The organism is Luteimicrobium sp. NPDC057192, assembly GCF_042670205.1.
In the GTDB taxonomy this organism is placed as follows: Bacteria; Actinomycetota; Actinomycetes; order Actinomycetales; family Cellulomonadaceae; genus Luteimicrobium.
Map to the genome: position 1 here is coordinate 35,886 of NZ_JBHUWD010000016.1, position 21,408 is coordinate 57,293.

At 72.4% G+C, this 21,408-nt stretch carries 19 protein-coding genes; 14 read left to right on the forward strand and 5 right to left on the reverse strand.

Translation table 11 applies throughout. From position 1 onward, the window contains the following. Nucleotides 1-84: 84 nt before the first annotated feature. The 5 genes from ACFT5B_RS09450 (at nucleotide 85) to hpaD (ending at nucleotide 6,149) form a co-directional block, all read left to right on the forward strand. Nucleotides 85-1,956 (forward strand): sensor histidine kinase, encoded by a 1,872-nt coding sequence (locus tag ACFT5B_RS09450; RefSeq protein ID WP_386797742.1) that lies wholly within the window; start codon nucleotides 85-87, stop codon nucleotides 1,954-1,956. Next, nucleotides 1,956-2,597, forward strand: a complete 642-nt coding sequence (locus ACFT5B_RS09455; protein WP_386797743.1) for a response regulator — start codon at nucleotides 1,956-1,958, stop codon at nucleotides 2,595-2,597. The genes ACFT5B_RS09450 and ACFT5B_RS09455 overlap by 1 nt, the downstream gene beginning before the upstream one ends. 108 nt (nucleotides 2,598-2,705) lie before the next feature. Then, nucleotides 2,706-3,419 carry a GntR family transcriptional regulator gene (locus ACFT5B_RS09460; RefSeq protein WP_386797744.1) on the forward strand — a complete coding sequence of 238 codons (714 nt, stop codon included), beginning with the start codon at nucleotides 2,706-2,708 and terminating at the stop codon, nucleotides 3,417-3,419. Next, a complete protein-coding gene (gene hpaE, locus ACFT5B_RS09465) occupies nucleotides 3,416-4,966 on the forward strand; it encodes a 5-carboxymethyl-2-hydroxymuconate semialdehyde dehydrogenase (RefSeq protein ID WP_386797745.1) in 1,551 nt (516 codons plus the stop codon). Before ACFT5B_RS09460 ends, hpaE begins: the two co-directional genes overlap by 4 nt. 28 nt (nucleotides 4,967-4,994) lie before the next feature. After that, complete coding sequence (hpaD, locus tag ACFT5B_RS09470) at nucleotides 4,995-6,149, forward strand: 3,4-dihydroxyphenylacetate 2,3-dioxygenase (protein WP_386797746.1); 1,155 nt, start codon at nucleotides 4,995-4,997, stop codon at nucleotides 6,147-6,149. Nucleotides 6,150-6,305: 156 nt separating this feature from the next. On the opposite strand, the gene ACFT5B_RS09475 is transcribed toward hpaD, so the two are convergent. Continuing rightward, nucleotides 6,306-7,064, reverse strand: coding sequence for an ABC transporter permease (locus tag ACFT5B_RS09475; RefSeq protein ID WP_386797747.1), 759 nt, complete (start codon nucleotides 7,062-7,064; stop codon nucleotides 6,306-6,308). Between the two features lie 59 nt (nucleotides 7,065-7,123). After that, complete coding sequence (locus tag ACFT5B_RS09480; RefSeq protein ID WP_386797748.1) at nucleotides 7,124-8,407, reverse strand: glycoside hydrolase family 3 N-terminal domain-containing protein; 1,284 nt, start codon at nucleotides 8,405-8,407, stop codon at nucleotides 7,124-7,126. 68 nt (nucleotides 8,408-8,475) lie between these two features. Here ACFT5B_RS09480 and ACFT5B_RS09485 point away from each other — a divergent pair, with 68 nt between their 5' ends. From ACFT5B_RS09485 to ACFT5B_RS09500, 4 genes are all read left to right on the forward strand, one after another. Further along, nucleotides 8,476-9,123, forward strand: coding sequence for a GntR family transcriptional regulator (locus ACFT5B_RS09485; protein WP_386797749.1), 648 nt, complete (start codon nucleotides 8,476-8,478; stop codon nucleotides 9,121-9,123). Then, entirely contained in the window at nucleotides 9,120-10,343 is a 1,224-nt protein-coding gene (locus ACFT5B_RS09490) for an MFS transporter (RefSeq protein ID WP_386797750.1), read from the forward strand. Before ACFT5B_RS09485 ends, ACFT5B_RS09490 begins: the two co-directional genes overlap by 4 nt. 177 nt (nucleotides 10,344-10,520) lie before the next feature. Then, entirely contained in the window at nucleotides 10,521-12,821 is a 2,301-nt protein-coding gene (locus tag ACFT5B_RS09495) for an ABC transporter ATP-binding protein (protein ID WP_386797751.1), read from the forward strand. Between the two features lie 154 nt (nucleotides 12,822-12,975). Then, nucleotides 12,976-13,908, forward strand: a complete 933-nt coding sequence (locus ACFT5B_RS09500) for an aldo/keto reductase (RefSeq protein WP_386797752.1) — start codon at nucleotides 12,976-12,978, stop codon at nucleotides 13,906-13,908. Between the two features lie 34 nt (nucleotides 13,909-13,942). Here ACFT5B_RS09500 and ACFT5B_RS09505 read toward each other — a convergent pair whose 3' ends face one another. Next, nucleotides 13,943-14,293, reverse strand: coding sequence for a cupin domain-containing protein (locus ACFT5B_RS09505; RefSeq protein ID WP_386797753.1), 351 nt, complete (start codon nucleotides 14,291-14,293; stop codon nucleotides 13,943-13,945). 198 nt (nucleotides 14,294-14,491) lie between these two features. Here ACFT5B_RS09505 and ACFT5B_RS09510 point away from each other — a divergent pair, with 198 nt between their 5' ends. Together ACFT5B_RS09510 and ACFT5B_RS09515 are read left to right on the forward strand one after the other, a co-directional pair. Next, nucleotides 14,492-16,231: a polymorphic toxin-type HINT domain-containing protein gene (locus tag ACFT5B_RS09510; RefSeq protein WP_386797783.1), complete on the forward strand. Its 1,740-nt coding sequence runs from the start codon at nucleotides 14,492-14,494 to the stop codon at nucleotides 16,229-16,231. After that, on the forward strand, nucleotides 16,231-16,509 hold the full coding sequence (locus ACFT5B_RS09515) for a contact-dependent growth inhibition system immunity protein (protein ID WP_386797754.1): 279 nt from the start codon (nucleotides 16,231-16,233) through the stop codon (nucleotides 16,507-16,509). The genes ACFT5B_RS09510 and ACFT5B_RS09515 overlap by 1 nt, the downstream gene beginning before the upstream one ends. Here the strand turns inward: ACFT5B_RS09515 and ACFT5B_RS09520 are convergent. Both ACFT5B_RS09520 and mqo read right to left on the reverse strand, forming a co-directional pair. Next, entirely contained in the window at nucleotides 16,493-16,975 is a 483-nt protein-coding gene (locus ACFT5B_RS09520; protein WP_386797755.1) for a luciferase family protein, read from the reverse strand. The two genes, ACFT5B_RS09515 and ACFT5B_RS09520, sit on opposite strands and share 17 nt — an antisense overlap. After that, nucleotides 16,972-18,450: a malate dehydrogenase (quinone) gene (gene mqo, locus ACFT5B_RS09525; protein WP_386797756.1), complete on the reverse strand. Its 1,479-nt coding sequence runs from the start codon at nucleotides 18,448-18,450 to the stop codon at nucleotides 16,972-16,974. The genes ACFT5B_RS09520 and mqo overlap by 4 nt, the downstream gene beginning before the upstream one ends. A 52-nt stretch (nucleotides 18,451-18,502) precedes the next feature. Between mqo and ACFT5B_RS09530 the strand changes: the two genes are divergently transcribed. The 3 genes from ACFT5B_RS09530 to ACFT5B_RS09540 all read left to right on the forward strand — a co-directional run bounded on the left by ACFT5B_RS09530 (nucleotide 18,503) and on the right by ACFT5B_RS09540 (nucleotide 21,364). After that, entirely contained in the window at nucleotides 18,503-19,219 is a 717-nt protein-coding gene (locus ACFT5B_RS09530; protein WP_386797757.1) for a metal-dependent transcriptional regulator, read from the forward strand. A 105-nt stretch (nucleotides 19,220-19,324) separates the two neighbouring features. Continuing rightward, the gene (locus tag ACFT5B_RS09535; RefSeq protein WP_386797758.1) at nucleotides 19,325-20,548 is read left to right on the forward strand and encodes an MFS transporter; all 1,224 of its coding nucleotides are present in this window, start codon (nucleotides 19,325-19,327) and stop codon (nucleotides 20,546-20,548) included. A gap of 90 nt (nucleotides 20,549-20,638) precedes the next feature. Then, nucleotides 20,639-21,364: a vitamin K epoxide reductase family protein gene (locus ACFT5B_RS09540; RefSeq protein WP_386797759.1), complete on the forward strand. Its 726-nt coding sequence runs from the start codon at nucleotides 20,639-20,641 to the stop codon at nucleotides 21,362-21,364. Nucleotides 21,365-21,408 lie beyond the last annotated feature (44 nt).

The following is a 21,408-nucleotide window of genomic DNA, read 5'->3' on the forward strand; positions in this document are numbered from 1 at the left end:
TGGCACGGTGCCGGCGTCCCGAGCGAACCGGGAAGTGTTCCCGGGACTCCTGACGGGCACCGCGCGGAGCGCGACACTGGGTACATGTCCCACGCAGCCGTGGCTGTGGCGGCGCTGGTGCCCCTGGCGCTCGGCGTCCTGGTCGTCGCGAGCGGCAAGCAGCGACGGATCGGCTGGCTGCTCGTGGCGCACGGGGTGTCGGTCGGGCTGCTGCTGGGCGGTGCGGGGGCTGGTGGCACGACCACGGCGGGGCTGGTGGCCGACCAACTCCTGGCCGGTGCCTGGATCTTCCTGTTCCTCTGGCTGGTCCTGATCGCGTACCTGCTGCCGGACGGCCGGCCGCCGTCGGTCCGGTGGGCGCGCTGGGTCCGGACCGGTCTGGCGGGAGCCGTGCTGTTCCTGGTCGGCGCAGCGGGCGACAGGCAGGGTTTCGCCGACGAGCACGACGGGGCTGCGCCACCGCTGCGGTGGCTCCCGCCGCCCGCGTCGGACGTGCTGGCCGTGGTCGGCCTCGTGCTGGTCGTGCTCTTGCTCTTCGGCTCGGTGCCCGCGGTGCGGGGCCGCCTCCGGCGCGCGCACGGCGAGACCCGGCTCCAGCTGCTCTGGCTCGTGTGGGGGTCCCTCGCGGTGCCGGTCGGCCTGCTCGCGCTCTGGAGCAACTACTTCGTCCTCGGGCGCCGTGAGTGGCTGACCACGGCCACCTTGACCGCGGTGAGCGTCGCGCTCCCGCTCGCGATGGCGATCGCGATCCTGCGGCACACGCTCTTCGACATCCGGCTGGTGCTGAGCAGGACGCTGGTCTACGGAGCGTTGGTGGTCGGCGTCGTCGGTAGCTACGCGTTGCTGCTCTACGCCGCCCAGCAGATCACTGGCCACCCGACCGCGGGGGGTCTGCTCGCCGTCGCCTTCGTGGCGGTGGCGGTCCGTCCCGCGTACTCGTGGCTGCTGCTGCGCATCGACCGGTGGGTGTACGGCTTCCGGGCACAGCCCGACCGTGCGCTCCGGCTGCTCGCCGAGCGTGCAGAGGCGGCCCCGCCCGACGCCCTCGGGGTCGCGGTCACAGCGGCCGTGGCGGAGGCCCTACGGGTGGAGCGCGTGTCCGTCCAGGACGTCGCGGGCACGACGGACGGAGACGCCGTCCGGGTGCCGCTCGTGCACCGCGGCGAGCACCTGGCCGACCTCGTCGTCGTGGTCCCGCCCGGGCGTCGGCTGTCGCCGGGCGATCACGCCCTGCTGCACGACCTGGCCCGCTACGCGGCGGTGCTCGTGCACTCCCAGCGGCAGGCCGAGGAGCTGCGGGAGTCCCGGTCACGGATCGTCGCGGGTCGCGAGGAGGAGCGTCGTCGGTTGCGCCGCGACCTGCACGACGGCGTCGGTCCGGTCCTGGCCGCGGTGGTGCTCACGCTCGGGGCGGCTCGTCGCCGGTCCGACGCCGAGGAGCGCGACGCGCTGCTGGTCGGTGCGCGGGACGACGTGCGCGAGGCGATCAGCGAGGTGCGGCGCCTCGTCGACGATCTCAGGCCGCCCGCGATCGACGAGGTGGGTCTGCTGGCCGCGATCCGCCAGCGCGCCGACGCGCTCTCGGCCGACGTCGCGATCGAGGTCAGCGGGCCCGACGTCGTACCGCCGCTTCCCGCCGCGGTCGAGGTGGCCGCCTTCCGGATCGCCTCCGAGGCGATGGCGAACGTGGTGCGGCACTCGGCCGCGACGCGATGCCGCGTGGACGTCCGGGTCGACGGGGCGTTCGAGCTGACCGTCGCCGACAACGGTCCCGGCAGTCCGCGTTCCGCCGGCGACGGGGTCGGCTGGAGCTCGATGCGCGAGCGGGCGGCCGAGCTCGGTGGGACCTGCACCATCGTCAGCCCCGCGGACGGCGGCGTGGTCGTCCGCGCTCGGCTCCCGCTCGAGCGCCGAGACCCGGCCAGCGGTGCCGATGAGCGAATGGGGTCGCCCTGATGATCCGGGTGCTTCTGGCCGAGGACCACCCGGCCTTCCGGCGGGGCCTGGAGCTCATGCTGGGCGACGCCGAGGACGTCGAGGTCGTCGGGCTCGCGGAGACGGGTCCGGGCGCGGTCCAGCTGGCGCGAGACCTCAGGCCGGACGTCGTCCTGATGGACCTCCGAATGCCCGACCTCGACGGAATCGAAGCCACGCGGCGGGTGGTGCGTGGCACACCCGGGATCGCCGTCGTGGTCCTCACGATGTTCGAGGACGACGACTCCGTCTTCGCCGCGATGCGCGCAGGAGCCCACGGGTACCTGCTCAAGGGAGCCGACCAGGACGAGATCGTCCGAGCCGTCCGCGGCGCTGCGGACGGCGAAGCGATCTTCGGCCGTGAGGTGGCGCAGCGCGTGGTCTCGCACTTCGTCCGGGACGAGGAGGCGTCCGCCATCCCCTTTCCGTCGCTGACCGAGCGCGAGCGCCAGGTGCTGGCGCTGGTCGCGGCGGGGGAGGGCAACGCGGCGATCGCGCACGAGCTGATGATCAGCCTCAAGACGGTGCGCAACCATGTCTCGAACGTCTTCACCAAGCTGCAGGTCTCGAGCCGGGCGGCCGCGATCGTCAAGGCGCGCGACGCCGGTCTCGGCCGCGGCTGAGACCGGCCGATGGTCGCCGCACGCCGGGCGCCCCGCGCGACCCGGAGCCTTGATCGCGGATCGGATACGATCTGAGATCACACGAGGTCGACACGAGCGAGGGAGCTCATGGTCACGCCGAACGCCGCGCCACCGGGGGCGCCCAGCAAGTCGCAGGTCGCGTACGACTGGATCCGCGACCGGATCGTCGGGCAGGAGTACGGGCCCGGGTACCGGCTCGTGTTCAGCACGCTCGCGAGCGACCTCGGGATGAGCGTCGTCCCGGTCCGGGAGGCGCTGCGCCGCCTCGAGGCGGAGGGCCTCGTGACGCACGAGCGCAACGTCGGGGCGCGGGTCTCCCTGGTCGACGAGAGCGCGTACAGCGAGGTCATGCAGACGCTCGGCGTCGTCGAAGGGGCGGCCACCGCGCTGTCGGCGCCGCTCCTGACCCCGGCCGACCTCGACGCCGCCCGCGCCGTCAACGACCGGATGACGCTGCTGGCCGACGACCTCGACCCGCGTACGTTCACGTCGCTCAACCAGGAGTTCCACTCGGCGCTCTACCGCGCGTGCCCCAACGCCTACCTGCTCGAGGAGGTCCACCGCGGGTGGGCGCGGCTGTCGGGGCTGCGGACGTCGACGTTCGCGTTCGTGCCGGGCCGCGCCGCCGAGTCGGTCCGCGAGCACGCGCAGATCCTCGACCTCGTGGCGCACGGCGCGGACCCGCTCGAGATCGAGCTCGCCGCCCGCCGTCACCGGTGGGCGACCCTGGACGCCTACCTCACCCTCCGGCGCCCCGACCGGGCGCCGCAACGGAACCCGGCATCGAAGGAGACGCCATGACCCAGCTGACCGACGCCACGAGCGACCCCGGCTCGGACCCGACGACCGACCCCGCCACGGGGCGTGTCCCCGACGACCTGCCCGACCGGATCCGGCACTACGTCGACGGCGCGTTCGTCGACTCCGTCGACGGCGGGACCTTCGACGTCCTCGACCCCGTCACGAACGAGACCTACGTCCAGGCCGCAGCGGGCCAGAAGGCCGACGTGGACCACGCCGTCGCGGCTGCGCGTCGGGCGTTCGACGACGGCCCGTGGCCGCGGATGCTGCCGCGCGAGCGGTCCCGCGTGCTGCACCGGATCGCCGACCTCGTCGAGTCGCGCGACGCCCGCCTCGCCGAGCTCGAGAGCTTCGACTCGGGCCTGCCGATCACGCAGGCGCTCGGCCAGGCCAGGCGCGCGGCGGAGAACTTCCGCTTCTTCGCGGATCTCGTCGTGGCGCAGGCGGACGACACGTTCAAGGTCCCGGGTCGCCAGATCAACTACGTCAACCGCAAGCCCATCGGCGTGGCCGGGCTCATCACGCCCTGGAACACGCCGTTCATGCTCGAGTCGTGGAAGCTCGCCCCGGCCCTGGCGACGGGCAACACCGTCGTCCTCAAGCCGGCCGAGTTCACGCCGCTGTCCGCGTCCTTGTGGGCGGGCATCTTCGAGGAGGCCGGGCTGCCGCGCGGCGTGTTCAACCTCGTCAACGGGCTGGGGGAGGAGGCCGGCGACGCGCTCGTCAAGCACCCCGACGTGCCGCTGATCTCATTCACCGGCGAGTCGCGGACCGGGCAGACGATCTTCGCGAACGCCGCCCCGCACCTCAAGGGCCTGTCCATGGAGCTGGGCGGCAAGTCGCCCGCCGTCGTGTTCGCCGACGCCGACCTCGACGCCGCCGTCGACGCGACGATCTTCGGGGTCTTCTCGCTCAACGGCGAACGCTGCACCGCGGGCAGCCGCATCCTCGTGCAGCGCGACGTCTACGAGGAGTTCGTCGAGCGGTACGCCGCGCAGGCGCAGCGGGTGCGGGTCGGCTACCCGCACGACCCCGCCACCGAGGTCGGCTCGCTCGTCCACCCCGAGCACTTCGCCAAGGTCATGTCGTACGTCGAGCTCGGCAAGACGGAGGGACGCCTCGTGGCGGGCGGCGGTCGTCCGGAGGGCTTCGAGACCGGCAACTTCGTCGCCCCGACGGTCTTCGCGGACGTCCCCCCGACCGCCCGGATCTTCCAGGAGGAGATCTTCGGGCCCGTCGTCGCGATCACCCCGTTCGACACCGACGACGACGCCGTCGCCCTCGCCAACGACACCGTGTACGGGCTCGCGGCGTACGTGTGGACGAACGACCTCAAGCGCGCGCACAACGTCGCCGGCGCGATCGACGCCGGCATGGTGTGGCTGAACTCGAACAACGTGCGCGACCTGCGCACCCCGTTCGGCGGCGTCAAGGCCTCGGGCCTCGGTCACGAGGGCGGGTACCGGTCGATCGACTTCTACACGCACCAGCAGGCCGTGCACATCACGCTCGGCAAGGTCCACAACCCGACCTTCGGCACGAACTGACCGCGGTCTCACGCAAGGACGCATGAACATGACCCACAGCGACAAGACGCTCACCTCCTCCGGGTTCTACGTCTCCCCGGAGGCCCCGATCCGGTGCGACGACCCCGTGCCGACGCCGCAGGCCGCGCCGCCCGACATCCTGCGGTGCGCCTCGATGGAGCTCGTCGTCACGGACCTCGCGGCGTCGCGCGCGTTCTACGTCGACGTGCTCGGCCTCACGGTGACGGAGGAGGACGAGGACGTCATCTACCTGCGGTCCCTCGAGGAGTTCATCCACCACAACCTCGTGCTCCGGCGCGGACCCGTCGCGGCGGTCGCGGCCTTCTCGTACCGCGTGCGTGCACCCGAGGACCTCGACCGCGCGGTCGCGTTCTTCACCGAGCTCGGCTGCCGCGTCGAGCGTCGAGCCGAGGGCTGGGTCAAGGGCGTCGGAGACACGGTCCGCGTCACGGACCCCCTCGGGTTCCCGTACGAGTTCTTCCACGACACCCAGCACGTGGAGCGGCTCGCGTGGCGCTACGACCTCTACACCCCGGGCGCGCTCGTCCGCCTCGACCACTTCAACCAGGTGACGCCCGACGTCCCGCGCGCCGTCGGCTACCTGCAGGCGCTCGGCTTCCGCGTGACCGAGGACATCCAGGACGAGGACGGCACCGTCTACGCCGCCTGGATGCGCCGCAAGCCGACCGTGCACGACACGGCGCTCACCGGTGGCGACGGTCCGCGCATGCACCACGTCGCGTTCTCGACGCACGAGAAGCACAACATCCTGGCGATCTGCGACAAGCTCGGCGCGCTGCGACGGTCCGACTGCATCGAGCGCGGTCCCGGTCGCCACGGCGTCTCGAACGCGTTCTACCTGTACCTGCGCGACCCCGACGGGCACCGCGTCGAGATCTACACGCAGGACTACTACACGGGCGACCCCGACAACCCCGTCGTGACCTGGGACGTGCACGACAACCAGCGCCGTGACTGGTGGGGCAACCCCGTCGTCCCGTCCTGGTACACCGACGCGTCGCTCGTCCTCGACCTCGACGGCGACCCGCAGCCCGTCGTCGCGCGGACGGACGCGAGCGAGCTCGCCGCCACCATCGGCGCCGACGGGTTCTCCTACACGCGCGCCGGCGAGGAGCTCCCGGACTGGAAGAAGGGCGAGTACAAGCTCGGCCACCAGCTCTGACGGCGACGGGCGTCCCGGTCCTGTCCTCGACTCATTGCCGTGAGGTAGCGCCTTTCGCCCGAGGTAGCACGGACTCCGCGCTACCTCGGGCGAAAGGCGCTGCCTCGCGGCCATGCGCCGTCCTGATCGTCGCCGAGTGTGGCCGTGGGCCCGAGCTCAGGTCCAACGGCTCGCGCGGAGGTCCTCGGGCAGCAGACGGCCCCGGCGCACGAGCTCGTAGGCGACCCCGACGGTGACGGTCTGCGCGGCGAGCAGCCCCACGAGCACGAGCACCTGCGCCGCACCCGCCTGCACGGGGGTGCCTCCGCCGAGCAGCACCCCGACGAACGCCCCCGGCAGCGTCACCAGGCCGACGGTCCGGGTCTGGTCGAGCCCGGGCACGAGCGCCTCGGGCACCACGTGCTGTGCGACGACGTCGACGGCGTCGTTCGGAACGAGCCCGAGGGCCAGTGCCGCCTCGTAGCTGGGGTGCTGGTCGCGCAGCGCCGCGAACACGCGCCGCCCGGCGAGCGAGTGGGCGTTCATCGTGCCGCCGATGACGATGCCCGCGAACGGCACGAGCGACGGCCCGTTGAACGGCACCGCGCGGCTCGCGAAGATGATCGTGAGGGTCGGCACGAGCCCGCAGGCCATCGCCGCCGCTGCCCACGGCCAGGCCCGGGGCGCGCCGATCCGCCGGGACGTCGTCACGCACGCGACCCCGAACATCACGAGGGTGAACAGCAGCGACCACGCGAGCGACCGCAGGACGAACGCGATGACGAGCGAGACGACGGCCAGCTGGACGACCGCCCGCGCCGCGGCCGTGACGACGGACGGTCCGGTGCGCAGTCGGCCGAGCGTCGACGCGAGGACCGCGACGCCGACGAGCGCGACCAGCGCGATGAAGACCGCAGGTCCGGGGGTGGCCGCCACGGCCCGAGCCTAGAGCGGGCGTGCTCCGGACGGGCCGGGGCGCGCCCGTCGGCCGTCCGTCAGCCCGCCAGGTGCTTCTTGGCCGTCACGACGCGCGTCGCGGCGGCGTCGACCTGCTTCGCGAACGCCGGGTCGGCCTTGGCCTTCGCGACGACGGCGGCGGTCATGGCGGGGATCTGGTCGGGGACGCCGGCCAGCACGATGTCGTTGCCGGCCGCGATCGCCTTGACCGCGCGCTGTCCGGGCGACCACGCGGAGACCTGCTTGGCGCTCGAGACGTCGTCGGTGATGACGACGCCGTCGAAGCCCAGCTTGTCGCGCAGGAGCCCCGTGACGACGGCGTGCGAGAACGCGCCCGGGTTGTCGGGGTCGATCCGCGTGTAGATCGCGGTCGACGTCATGACCGCCTCGGTCCCCGCGGTGATCCCGGCCTTGAACGGTGCGAGGTACGGGTCGTCCGCCGTCGTCTCGGTGTCCTTGACGCCCGACGTGAAGTCGGTGTTCCCCTGCACGCGCCCGAGCCCGGGGAAGTGCTTGACCGTGGTCGCGACGTCGGCGTCGTGCATGCCCTGGAGGAACGCGACGCCGTGCGACGCCACCGTCGCCGGGGTGTACCCGAACTGGCGGTGCCAGTAGCCGACGGGCTTGTTCGCCTCGTTGTCGGCGGGGCTCGGCACCGTGTCCATGACGGGCGACAGGTTGAGGTTGACGCCCGCCTTCGCGAGCTCGGACCCCCACGTGTGCGCCTCGCCGCGCAAGGTCGCGGGCGCCCACGTGCCCTGGGCGAGCGCCGTCGGCATGGTCGAGAAGCCCGGGCCGCGCAGCACCTGGATGTTGCCGCCCTCCTGGTCGACGCCCACGAACAGCGGCAGGCCATGCGTGGCCGACGACGTCGCGTGGCGCTGGAGCGCGTCCGCGATGGCCTTGGTCTTGGTCACGCCGAGCTGGGAGCGGCCCACGAGGATCACGTTCCCGACGTGGTAGCGGGTGATCGCGGTGTCCGTGGCGGGGACCGGCCCCGTGGCCGCGGCGCCGACCATGAACAGCTGGCCGACCTTCTGGTCGAGGCTCATGCCCGCGAGCGGGTCGGCGGCGGGCGTGGTCGGCGTCGTCGTCGGGGGCTTGGTGGCCGGCGGTGCCGTGGGGGTCGGGGTCTCGGTCCGGGTCGGCGTGGGGGTGGGCGAGGGGGCGGTCGTGGTCGTCGGCGCCGTGTCGGCCCGGGACGTCGTCGCGGACGACGGCGTCGGCGAGCCGCTCCCGCACGCCGCGAGGGCGAGCAGGGCGAGCGCGCTCGTCGCACCGAGGGCAGTGGTGCGGAGGGCACGGAGGTGTCGAGCGGTCATCGCTCCATCCTGCCTCGCCCGACATGAGCGGACCATGAGGGATGCAACTTGCATCTATGATGGTCGTCGTGCCCGACACCCGCAGCCGCCAGTCCGCCGCCACTCGTGCGTACGCGCACACGAAGTCCGCGATCCTCGGCGGCCGGCTCGCCGGCGGCTCGCTCGTCAGCGAGGGCGAGGTCGCGACCGAGCTCGGCGTGAGCCGCACGCCCGTCCGCGAGGCGTTCCTGCGGCTCGAAGCCGAAGGATGGATGCGGCTGTTCCCGAAGAAGGGTGCGCTCGTCGTCCCGATCGCCCCGGGCGAGCAGCACGCTGTGCTCGACGCCCGGCTGCTCGTCGAGGAGCACGCGGCCGCGCACGTCGTCCAGGATCCTGCCCGTGCGGTGCGGGTCGCGGAGGAGATGCGAGCCGTGCTCGCGCGCCAGCGCACGGCGTGGGCCGCCGGCGAGGACGGGGACTTCGCCCGGCTCGACGCCGAGCTCCACCAGGTCCTCGTCGGGCAGGGCGGCAACGATCTGCTCGCCACCTTCTACCTCACGCTCCAGGAGCGTCAGGAGCGCATGACCCGCAGCTCGCTGCGCGTCATGCCCGCCGTCGGCACCGAGATCCTCGAGGAGCACGCCGTACTCGCGGACGACCTCGAGCACGGCGACCTCGACGCGTTCGGCACGCACCTGCGCGCGCACTTCGCGACGGCGTTCGGCGAGCGCCCGTGAGCCAGGCGGACGCGGACGAGCCGGGGAATCGGACGCGGGCGGCGTCGTCGGCGTGGCGGCTCGTCGCTCCCGCGATGTTCGCCGTCGCCTGGGCCGGTAACGAGTTCACGCCGCTGCTCGTGCTGTACAAGCGGCTCAACGGCTACGGCACGGGCACCGTCGACGTGCTCCTCGGTGCTTACGTGCTCGGGATCGTGCCCGCGCTGCTGCTCGGCGGCCCGCTGTCGGACCGGTACGGCCGTCGCCCTCTGTTCCTGCCCGCGCCGTTCCTCGCGATGGCCGGGTCGCTCGTGCTGGCCCTCGGGCACGCGCAGGTCGGGCTCCTGTTCGCCGGGCGAGTCCTGTGCGGGGTCGCGCTCGGGCTCACCATGGCGGTCGGAACGAGCTGGGTCGTCGAGCTGTCGCGGCGCGAGCCGGGCACCGACCCGGGGGCCGGCGCGCGGCGCGCGTCGCTGAGCCTCACGGCCGGCTTCGCCCTCGGCGCGGGCGTCGCCGCGGCGCTCGCCCAGTGGGGGCCGTGGCCGCGACAGGCGCCGTTCCTCGTCAACGTCGCTCTCACGGCGGGCCCGGCCTTCCTGGCGCTGCGGGCACCCGAGACGCGCGCGGCGGTGCGGACCTCGGCGCGCCTGCTCGACGACCTCCGTGTGCCGTCGGCCCTGCACCGCCGGTTCGTGCGCGTCGTCGTGCCGATGGGGCCGTGGGTGTTCGGCTGCGCGGCGAGCGCGTACGCCGTCGTTCCCACGGTGACGACGGCGCTCGCCACCGGCTGGGACGTCGCCTACTCCGGGCTGCTGTGCCTCGTGGGGCTCGGGTGCGGGGTCGTCGTGCAGGCGCTCGCCCGACCGCTCGTGGCGCGGGGGAGCGGCAGGGCCATCGGGATCGGCCTCGTGCTCGTCGCGGCGGGGATGGTGCTCGCGGCCTGGACCGTCGCGCGGCCGCACCTCGCGCTCGCCGTCGCGACCGCCGTCGTGCTCGGGTGCGCGTACGGGCTCCTGCTGGTGGCCGGGCTCACCGAGGTCCAGCGGATCGCCGGCCCCGACGACCTCGCGGGCCTCACCGCCGTCTACTACACGCTGACCTACGTGGGGTTCTTCATCCCGGTCGTGCTCGCGGTGCTGGCGGTGCACGTCTCGTACGCGGCGCTGTTCGCCGCCGGGGTCGTCGTGGCGGGCGTGTGCCTCGCCGTCGTCGCGACGGGGCGCACGCGGCCGACGCGCTGACCCACCCGGTGACTGACCACCTCGGGTGACCGACCGGCGAAAGGCCGGGTCGAAACGATGTGAGAGGTGTAAGAATGGCAACCATCCCTCTCACGCCCGGGCGGCGCGCCGACGCGCACCCCTGTGGCCGTCGTCTGCGGATCACGCCCCGAGCACCCGGAAGGTGACCCACCCCTGATGCCCTCCAGAGCTGCCGCCCACCCGGACGGTCCACGCCCGACAGCAGCCCCCGACGACACCACCCAGCGCCCCACCGACGACCAGGCCCGCGCGGCCGAGGGCGCGTCCCTGTCCACCGTCGCGTCGATGCGGCGGCTCGTCCCCTTCATCCGTCCCGTCCTGCCCCGCATCGTCGCGGGCGTGGTCTGCGCCCTCGGCGCCAGCCTCGCGGCGCTCGCGGTGCCGCGCGTCCTCGAGTGGCTGGTCAACGGGCCGCTCACGGAGGGCCTCGCGACCCACGACGAGGCCGGCCTCTGGTGGGGCGTCGCGCTCGTCCTGATCCTCGGCGTCGCGGAGGCCGGGCTCATCGCGGCCCGCCGCGCCCTCATCCTCATCCCGGGCACGAACATCGAGGCCCGGCTGCGCACCGAGCTGTTCACGCACCTGCAGGACCTCCCGGTCTCGTTCCACGACCGGTGGCCCGGCGGCCAGCTCCTGTCGCGCTCCATGTCCGACCTCGGCCTGCTGCGCCGCTGGATCGCGTTCGGCATGCTCACGCTCGTCGTGTCGAGCGTGACGATCGTCGTCGGCATCGGGATCCTCGTCGCGACCGGGGGCGTCCTCGGTCTCATCTACCTCGCGGGCGCCATCCCGATGGCCGTCATGGCGTTCACCTTCTCGCGCCGGTTCCGCGCCGTGTCCCGCAAGTCGCAGGACCAGGCCGGCGACCTCGCGACCGCCGTCGAGGAGTCGGTGCACGGCATCCGCGTGCTCAAGGCCTTCGGCCGCGGGCGCGACGCGCTGCACTCGTTCGCCCGCCAGGCCGACGAGCTGCGCGTCTCGCAGGGGATCCTGCTCGACCTGCGCCGGCGCGTCTTCCGGCAGACCCAGCGCCTCAGCCTCGAGTTCCACGAGTCGTACACGTCGGGTCGGATCATCTCCCGCCAGACGTCCGACCTCGAGTCGCTGCGCGACCTGCTCGACTCCGGGCTCACGAGCATCGTCTCGGGCGTGCTCATGATGCTCGTGACCGGGGTGTCGCTGTTCCTGCTCGACTGGCGCACCGGGCTCGTGCTCGCGGCGTCGCTGATCCCGGCGCTCGCGCTCACCCGCTGGTTCCAGACGCGCTCGCAGGTGTACTACCGCGAGCAGCGGACGGCGTCGGCGCGCGTCATCGTGAACTTCGTCGAGACCATGACGGGGATCCGCGCGGTCCAGGCGTTCCGCCGCGAGCGCGCGAACGACGTCACCTACGGTGCCCTCGCCGAGGACTACCGCGCCGCGAACGCGCGCGCCATGGGCCTCAACGGCATCTACTCGCCGGGGCTCGTCCTGATCGGGAACGTGACCGTCGCGGTCGCTCTGCTCGTCGGCGGGCTGCGCGTGTTCCACGGCGACCTCGACGTCGGCGTGCTCGTCGCGGTGCTGCTCTACGTGAAGCGGTTCTTCGGCCCGATCCAGGAGATCGGCATGTTCTACAACTCGTTCCAGTCCGCGTCCGCGGCCCTCGAGAAGATCTCGGGGCTGCTGGCCGAGGAGCCGACCGTCGTCGAGCCCGCCAAGCCCGTCCCGCTCGAGCACGCGCGCGGGCACGTGCAGCTCCGCGGCGTCGAGTTCGCGTACGTCGAGGGGCGGCCCGTGCTGCCGCGTCTTGACCTCGACGTCCCCGCCGGCCAGACCATCGCGCTCGTCGGCGCGACGGGCGCCGGCAAGTCCACGCTCGCCAAGCTGCTGGCCCGCTTCTACGACGTCACCGCGGGCTCGCTCGAGCTCGACGGCGTCGACATCCGCGACCTGGCCGGCAAGGACCTGCGCCGCGCAGTCGTCATGGTCACGCAGGAGGCGTACCTGTTCAGCGGGTCCGTGCGCGACAACATCGCCATGGGCAAGCCGGGCGCGAGCCTCGAGGAGGTGCGGGCCGCGGCGCGCGCCGTCGGGGCCCACGAGTTCATCGAGCAGCTCCCGTACGGCTACGACACGGACGTCAACAAGCGCGGCGGCCGCGTGTCCGCCGGCCAGCGGCAGCTCCTGTCGTTCGCGCGGGCGTTCCTCGCGGACCCGGCGGTGCTGATCCTCGACGAGGCGACGAGCTCGCTCGACATCCCGGGGGAGCGGCTCGTCCAGCGGGGCCTCCAGACCCTGCTCGCGGACCGGACGGCGCTGATCATCGCGCACCGGCTCTCGACGGTCGCGATCGCCGACCGGGTGCTCGTCATGGAGCACGGGGTCGTCGTCGAGGACGGGTCGCCCGCCGAGCTCATCGGCGGCGAGGGTCGCTTCGCGGCGTTGCACGCCGCGTGGCGGGACTCGCTGGTCTAGGAGCCGCCTCGCCGGCCACACCGGGGGCGCCGAGACACCGACATGCGGCCGAGATACCGAGGCAGGACCGGTATCTCGGCCGCATCGCGGTATCTCGGCTCGCGTGACTATCGATGCCGTCGCCGGTCGCCGCCCGGCGCGAGAGGATCGAGCCGTGACCCGCATCGGACTGGGGCTCGCCGCGCTCGGCCGCCCCGCGTACATCACGCTGGGGCGCACCGACGACCTCGGCGCGCGCGATGCCGGGGCGCGCAGCGTCGAAGCGCTCGAGGCGCGCACCCACGCCATGCTCGACGCGGCGTGGGACGCGGGCGTGCGCTACGTCGACGCCGCACGCTCCTACGGGTACGCCGAGCGCTTTCTCGGGTCGTGGCTCGCCGCACGGCCCGGCCGCCGCGAGGAACTCACGATCGGGTCCAAGTGGGGCTACGCGTACGTGGGCGCGTGGGACGTCGACGCGCCCGTGCACGAGGCGAAGGAACATAGCCTCGCCCGCTTCGAGGCACAGTGGCCCGAGACGCTCGACGCGCTCGGCACCCGGCCCGACGTGTACCTCGTCCACTCCGTCACGCCCGACAGCCCGGTGCTCGGGGACGGTGCCCTGCTCGACGCGCTCGGGGCGCTCGCGGCCACCGGCGTGCGCGTCGGCATCTCGACGAGCGGTCCCGCGCAGGGCGACGTGCTCGACGCCGCCCGGACCCTACGCGGGACGCCGTTCAGCGCGGTCCAGGCCACCTGGAACCTGCTCGAACCGTCCGCGGGCGCGGCGCTCGCGCGGGCGCACGAGGACGGGTGGTTCGTCGTCGTCAAGGAGGCGCTCGCCAACGGCCGGCTCACGGCGCGCGGCGACGTCCCTGGAGTCGGGGCGCTCGCCGCCGACGACGGGCAGTCCGTCGACGCGTTCGCCGTCGGTGCCGCCGCGGCGCAGCCGTGGGCGGACGTCGTGCTCTCCGGGGCGGTGACCGTCGAGCAGCTGACGTCGAACCTGACGGCGCGGGGGCCGCGCGTCGACGGGCGAGCGATCGCGGTTCTGGCCGAGGATCCGGCGACCTACTGGGCCGAGCGGGCGGCGCTGCCCTGGGGCTGAGCGCCGTCCTCGGCCGCGTTGCCACGGCCGGGCGTCACAGTGGACGGAGCTCCGGCTCGACACCCTCGCCCACGGGGAAGTGGGCGACGAACGTCACGCCCTCCGGTCCGGCGTCGAACCGGTCGATGACCGTCTCGCCGGGCTCGTAGAACACGTCGCCCGCCTCGAGGACGGTCTCGGGGCCGCCGTCGACCGCCATCGTCGCTGAGCCTGACTCGATCACCCCGACGACCGGGCCGTTGTGCACGTGCCGGCCGCCCGCGACATCCGGTCCCATGGTGATGCGGCGGGTCTGGATGCGGGCGACCGCGAGGGGCACGTCGAGCTGGACGTCCTGGACGACGGCGCGGACGACGGGAGGCTGCGTCCCGGAGGAGTCGGTCATGGAGTGACCGTAGCCGATGGCGCTCTGACCTGCGGCGTCGTCGCGCTGTGGAAAACCTCCACGCAGTCTCCGCTGCTCCCGTAGGTTCCCGACGACGGCGCGAGAGTCGCGTCGGCGCTGGGTGGGGGTGGGACCGTGTCGCGTCCGGGGGACTGGTCGCCGGTGGGGTTGGACGTGGATCCGACGCCGGGGGATCCGGTGCTGGTGCTGTCGGGTGGGCGTGAGCTCTTGGACGTCGCGGAGTCGATCGCGGGCGCTGGTGCGGCGATGGCCCGGTTGGATGTTGCGGGTGCTGTGTCGTCCGCGGTGGATGCGTTGATGGACCGCATGGACGACACGGTCTCCGAGATCCGGAAGGCGCACGCGAGGTATCAGGCTGCTGGGGAGGCGTTGGTCGGGTACGCCTCTACCTTGGAGCACGTCCAGTCCGACACCCTGGCCGCGTTGGGGCGTGCCCGTGCGGCCGAGACGGACTCGGCGGACGCCTCGCGGCGGCGGGGCTACTTCCAGGACCTCGCCGACGGTGAGTCGGACGAGCAGGCGAAGAACGTCTACCGCCGCAAAGCCGAGGTGGCCGAGGGCAACGTCGCGGCTGCCGGGTCGGTGGTGGCGCGGGCCCGTGCTGACGTCGAGTCGGCGGTCCATACCCGGGACCGGGCGGCGGACAGTGCTGCGGATCAGATCAACGAGATCACCTCCCACGATGATCTGAACGACTCGTGGTGGGACGACTGGGGTTCCAAGCTCGTCGCCGCGATCGCCGACATCGCCGACTTGGTGTCCACGATCGCGGGGATCTTGGCGGTCGTGGTCGCGTTCATCCCCGTCGTCGGGACCGCCCTCGCCGGTGTCCTCATCGTCGTGGCCGCGGTGGCGGCGATCGTGTCGGCTTTGGCCAACATCGCGTTGGCTGCGACCGGTGAGAGGTCGTGGGGTGAGGCCGGGATCGCGATCGCCGGCGCCGCGTTGTCGGTGATCGGGCTCGGCGCCGCGGCGAAGGCGGCGACCGGGATCTCCAAGGCGGCGTTCAAGGCCGGCGCCCTCGAGGGCGTCGCTGGTCTCAGGGGCATCGGCTCGGGCGGGCTGAAGGGCGGGCTCACGGGGTTCGGGAAGAAGGCGTGGTGCAGGGTCGGGTTCGGGACTTGCTTCACCGCCGGCACCCTGGTCGCCACCCCGGACGGGGACCGCCCGATCGAGAGGTTGCGGGCCGGGGACAAGGTCTACACCTACGACCAGGTCACCGGCGCCCAGCTCCTGGAGACCGTCGAGGAGACGTTCGTCCGAACCACGACCCGCCTGTTCCACCTCACCGTGGGCTCCGAGGTCATCTCCACGACGGCCGAGCACCCGTTCATGGTCACCGGGATGGGCTGGGTCCAAGCCCAAGACCTGCGCCCCGGGGACCTGCTCACCACCCCCGACGGGTCCATCGTCCTCGACGCCATCGAGACGGAAACGGTGGACGAGACCGACGCGGTCACGGTCTACAACATCCACGTCCACACCCACCACACTTACTACGTCGTGGCGGGTGACCACCCGGTGCTCGTCCACAACATGGCGGGCCATGAAGTCGTACTCGCTGAGCATGAGGCGGCGGGCGGCCACGTGATCGCACGCCACGTCGCTAAGAGCGATGCCTACTTGGTCGCGAGGGGAAGGAAGCTTGCGTCGACGTTCACCGATGTGGAGACTGCTGAACGCGTGACGGCTGCGAACCTTCGCTCCAACGCCAAGAAGATCGGGAACTGGCTTGCGACGACGGACTCGCGACTGACGATTCGCAACACGATGAGCCCGGCAGACGGAGCGGTCTACGTTCGCGCGTGGGGTCGAATCGTTCGTCCACAAGCGGTCGTCACGCATCTCGTGCGTGACTCGCGGATGCCGAACGGCTATCAGGTCAGGACTTCATTTCCGACGATCGAGAGGTACTGATGCGGCGTCTCCGTTATCTCGCCCAGAACTATTTCCATCAGGATTGGGACCTCGATGCCCCGACGCCGGTGGGTGTCCTCGAGGTCTTCCGAAAGGAGGAGACGCCGGGGAGCGTCGCCGAACTCCGTACCGAGATCCAGGCAATCTTGGGGACTGATCCGAGCGAGTCCGTCCTGAGGGATACGTGGAATCGGGCCGGCGCCGACTGGGACCCGGAGGTCACGAAGTGGGGGACGTACCGTGAGTGGTTCGACGCCATGCTCACGACCGTGAGCTGAAGCCGTCCCCTCGGGCGAAGGCGAGGCTCTCTTCGATCACGGAGACGACGTCGTCCAGCTCAGCCGCGTCGCGTGGGCCGTACACCATGAACTCGGTGTCGAACTCGGCGTACTGGTGCGGCTCGGCCCACCCGAGCTCGACAAGCTCGGCGCCGCGCTGCGCGGGCAGCGTCAGGTGCACGCTGGTGTCCTCGACGCCGTGCAGGTGCACGGGTTCGAGACGCTGACCGGGCGCGAGCGACGTCTCGGGTGCACGTTCCTCCCGCTGGTCCACGAAGAAGACCGCGCGCGACGAAGCGGGCGAGACCTGCGAGTGCCCCTCGACGACGCCGTCGAGAGCGAACACACGCGCCACCAGCTCGCCCCACAGGGCGGGGGTGGCGCGCTGGTCGAGCTGGCGGTGCGGGCCGTCGTCGGACGTGCGGGGCCGCGCACCCGGGCGCGGGCGAGCCAGCACCGAGGTCATGCCTGGGCGGAGACCGGCTCCTCGCCGACCTGCGGCTCGGCGGCGACGGCGGCGTTCCCGAGGGGCTTCGCGAGCTGCGGGACGATCTCGCCGAGGCGCGGCTCCCACGCGGCGGCGCGGTCGCCGAAGCACTGCCGGAGCAGCTTGACCATGATCGGCGCGGCGGTCGAGGCGCCGGGGGAGGCGCCGAGAAGGCCGGCGATCGATCCGTCCGCGGCGGCGACGAGCTCGGTGCCCATCTGCAGGACGCCGTGGCCGTTCTCGTCCTTCTTCATCACCTGGACGCGCTGGCCGGCGGTGATGAGCTCCCAGTCGCTGGGCTTCGCCGTCGGCATGAAGGTGAGGAGCTGCTCGAACTTCTTGTCGCGCGACGCGGCGAGCTGACCGACGAGGTACTGGACGAGGTCGAAGTTGTCCTTCGCGACGCCGAGCATCGGTCCGATGTTCCCCGGCCGGACGGACCCGGGCAGGTCGAACCAGGAGCCCTTCTTCAGGAACTTGGGGCTGAACCCGGCGTACGGACCGAACATGAGGTACGACTTGCCGTCGACGACGCGCGTGTCGAGGTGCGGGACGGACATCGGGGGCGCGCCGACGTCGGCCTTGCCGTAGACCTTCGCGCGGTGGGCGGCGACGATCTCGGGGTTGGACGTGCGCAGGAACTCGCCGGAGATGGGGAAGCCGCCGAAGCCCTTGATCTCCGGGATGCCGGACTTCTGGAGGAGGTGCAGCGCGCCGCCGCCGGCGCCGACGAAGACGAACTTCGCGTCGACGTGGTGCGTGCGGACCTTCGCGTTCCAGCTGCGGTCCTTCATGGTGAGGTGCCAGCGGTCGCCGTTGCGGGTGATGTTGGTGACCTCGTGCTGGACCTCGACGTCGGCGCCGTTGTCCTGCAGGAAGGCCACCAGGTGCCGGGTCAGTGCGCCGAAGTCGACGTCGGTGCCCCAGTCGGCGCGGGTCGCGGCGATCGGCTCGGACGCGTCGCGGCCCTCGGTGAGCTTCGGTGCCCACGAGCCGATGACCTCGGGGTCGGTGCTGAACTCCATGCCCGCGAAGCGGTGGTTGGTGCGCAGCGCTTCGACCCGGCGGCGCAGGTAGTCGACGTTCTTCTCGCCGCGCACGAACGTCATGTGCGGGGTGTTCGACAGGAACGTCGACAGGGGCGGGATGAGCCCGGCGTCGGCCAGGTGGCTCCAGAACTGGTGCGAGAGCTCGAACTGCTCGTTGATCGAGATCGCCTTGGCGATGTCGATGGTGCCGTCCGCCTTCTCGGGCGTGTAGTTGAGCTCGCACAGCGCCGCATGCCCGGTGCCCGCGTTGTTCCACGGGTTCGAGGACTCCTGCGCGACGTCGTCGAGGCGCTCGTAGAGCGCGATCGACCAGGACGGTTCGAGGAGCTTGAGGAACGCCCCGAGGGTGGCGGACATGATCCCGCCACCGACGAGCGCGACGTCGACGCTGGTTACTCGAGGCACCTGGCGATTGTAGGCCCGGCCCTCCGGGGGTCCCGCTCGCTAGGGTGGCGATGTGAGCGAGTCGACAACGGACCTGACGTCCGTGGCCCAGGACTACCTCAAGGTGATCTGGACGGCGCAGGAGTGGAGCGCGGACCCGGTCACCACCAAGCTCGTCGCGGACCGCATGGGCGTGGGCGCGTCGACGGTCTCGGAGACGGTGCGGCGACTCGGCTCGCAGGGGCTCGTCGAGCACGCGCGCTACGGGTCCATCGAGCTGACGCCCGAGGGCCGGCGGCACGCGCTCGCGATGGTCCGCCGTCACCGCCTCATCGAGACCTTCCTCGTGGAGACGCTCGGGTACGGGTGGGACGAGGTGCACGACGAGGCGGAGGTCCTCGAGCACGCGGTCTCCGACGGCCTCGTGGCGCGGATCGACGCCCTGCTCGGACACCCGGAGCGGGACCCGCACGGCGACCCGATCCCGCGCGTCGACGGCACCGTCCCGCGGCCGGGCGCGGTGAGCCTCGCCGAGCTCGCGGCGGGGGACCACGGCCGCGTCGCGCGCATCTCCGACGCCGACCCGGACGTCCTGCGCTACCTCGACGAGCTGGGGATCCGGCTCGACACCGAGCTGCGCGTCGTCGGACGGCGCACCTACGCCGGCGTCCTCGAGGTCACCCTGCCGGAGACCGGACCGAGCGCCGCCCCGCCGATCCTGCAGCTCGGGCTCCCGGCCGCGGAGGCCATCTGGGTGCTGCCCGTCGAGCGCGCCGACGCCGAGCGGTAGACCCGGTAGGCTCAGACCACCGCACCACTTCTCGTTCCGGTCGCCGCCGACCTCCCCTCGAATCGTTTCGACCTTGGTCGACCCGAGCCCTGCCCGGAGGCAGCGATGACCGCCACCCCCACACCGCACCCCGCCATCCGCCCGGACGCGTCACGCCGCGCCACTCTCGCGCTCCTCGCGCTCGCGGTCGGCGGCTTCACGATCGGCACCACCGAGTTCGCGTCGATGGGCCTCGTGCCCGACATCGCGTCCGACCTCGACGTCTCCATCCCCGCGACCGGGCACGTCATCACCGCCTACGCGCTCGGCGTCGTCGTCGGGGCGCCGCTCCTCACCGCGCTCGCCGCCCGACTGCCTCGCAAGGCCCTGCTGATCTGGCTCATGGCCGGGTACACCGTCGCGAACCTCGCCTCCGCGTTCGCCCCCGGGCTCGACGGGCTCCTCGTCGCGCGGTTCGTCGCGGGCCTCCCGCACGGCGCGTTCTTCGGGGTCGGCGCGGTCGTCGGGACGGCCGTCGTCGGGCCTGAGCGCCGCGGCCGCGCCGTGGCGACGATGATGACCGGCCTCACGATCGCCAACGTCGTCGGCGTGCCGCTCTCGACGTTCGTCGGGCAGCAGCTCGGGTGGCGGCTCGCGTTCGTCGTGGTCGGCGGGCTCGGCGCGCTGACCCTCCTCGGGCTCGCGCGCTTCGTCCCGCACGTCGACGCGGTGCCCGGCGCGAGCGTGCGCGGGGAGCTGGGCGCGCTGCGCAGCGGCCGGCTCTGGGTCACGGTCGTCGCCGCCGCGGTCGGGTTCGGCGGCCTGTTCGCCGTCTACACCTACATCGCCCCGACCGTGACGACCGTGACCGGGCTCTCCGACGACCTCGTCCCGGTCGTGCTCGCGGTCTTCGGCGTCGGGATGACGGTGGGCACGCTCATCGGCGGACGGCTCGTGGACCGCAGCGTCCTGCGGACGATGGTCGCCGCGTTCGCCGCGACCGCGGTCGCCCTCGCCGTCCTGGCGCTCGTACTGCAGTGGCCCGTCGGGGCGTTCGTCGGGCTGTTCCTCCTCGCGGCCACGTCGCAGGTGCTCGGCGTCGCGATGCAGACCCGGCTCATGGACCTCTCGCCGACCGCGCCCTCGCTCGGCGCGGCCCTCGCGCACTCGGCGCTCAACGTGGGCAACGCCGACGGCGCGTTCGTGGGCGGCCTCGTCATCGCGGCCGGGTGGGGCTATCGCGCCCCGGCGTGGGCGGGCGTCCTGCTGACGATCGCCGGCCTGGCGATCATCCTGGCGGCCGGGCGCTCGCGGGCCGAGCGCGCGGGGACGCCGCGCCTGCGGCGATGACGCCGCACGACGCGCGGTCGGGTGCCCCACGCCCCGAGACACCTCCCAGACTCAGCCGGTAGCGTGTGCGGCGACCTCCGTACGCGAGGCGTGACCAGCACCGACGCCCCGTGGGACGGGACGTCGCCCAGCGAGGGAGCAGCGGTGAGCCAGGCCCCGAACGTCAGTGCCGAGCCCGATGACGTGGACGTCGACGACGACCTCGACGACTACTCGCGACCGCTGATCCCGCACCCCCTCAAGGACCGCACGCTCGGCTGGATCCTGACGATCTTCGGCGGCATCGCCTTCCTGGCCGCGGGCACGCTGACGATCGACGACTGGAAGCTCGCGGAGAACCCGGACTACACGCCGTCGTGCTCGATCAACGTCTTCGTGACGTGCAGCGCGGCGATGCAGTCGTGGCAGGGCAAGCTCTACGGCTTCCCGAACCCGTTCCTCGGCATCGTGGCGTTCGCGATCGTCGTCACGGTCGGCGTCATCATGCTCACCGGCTTCCGGCCGCCGCGCTGGTTCCGGCTCGCGCTGCTCGCGGCGACGACCATCGGCCTCGGGCACGTCGTCTTCTTCGTCTGGACGACGATCTACCGGCTCGGCAAGATCTGCCCCTACTGCAGCGTCGTGTGGCTCTGCATGATCCCGATCTTCTGGTACCAGCTCGTGCACGCGATCCAGGAGCGCGCGATCCCGCTGCCCGAGAAGTGGCGCGGGGCGATCGTGCGGAACCGGACGATCGGCACGGTCGTGCTCTATGTCGCGCTGCTGCTGTGGGTCTTCGTCGGCCTGCGCGAGCCCATCGCCCAGACCTACTTCTGACCGGCGCCGACGCGGTGGACGGCCCGCCCGGGCTGTCCGTCGGC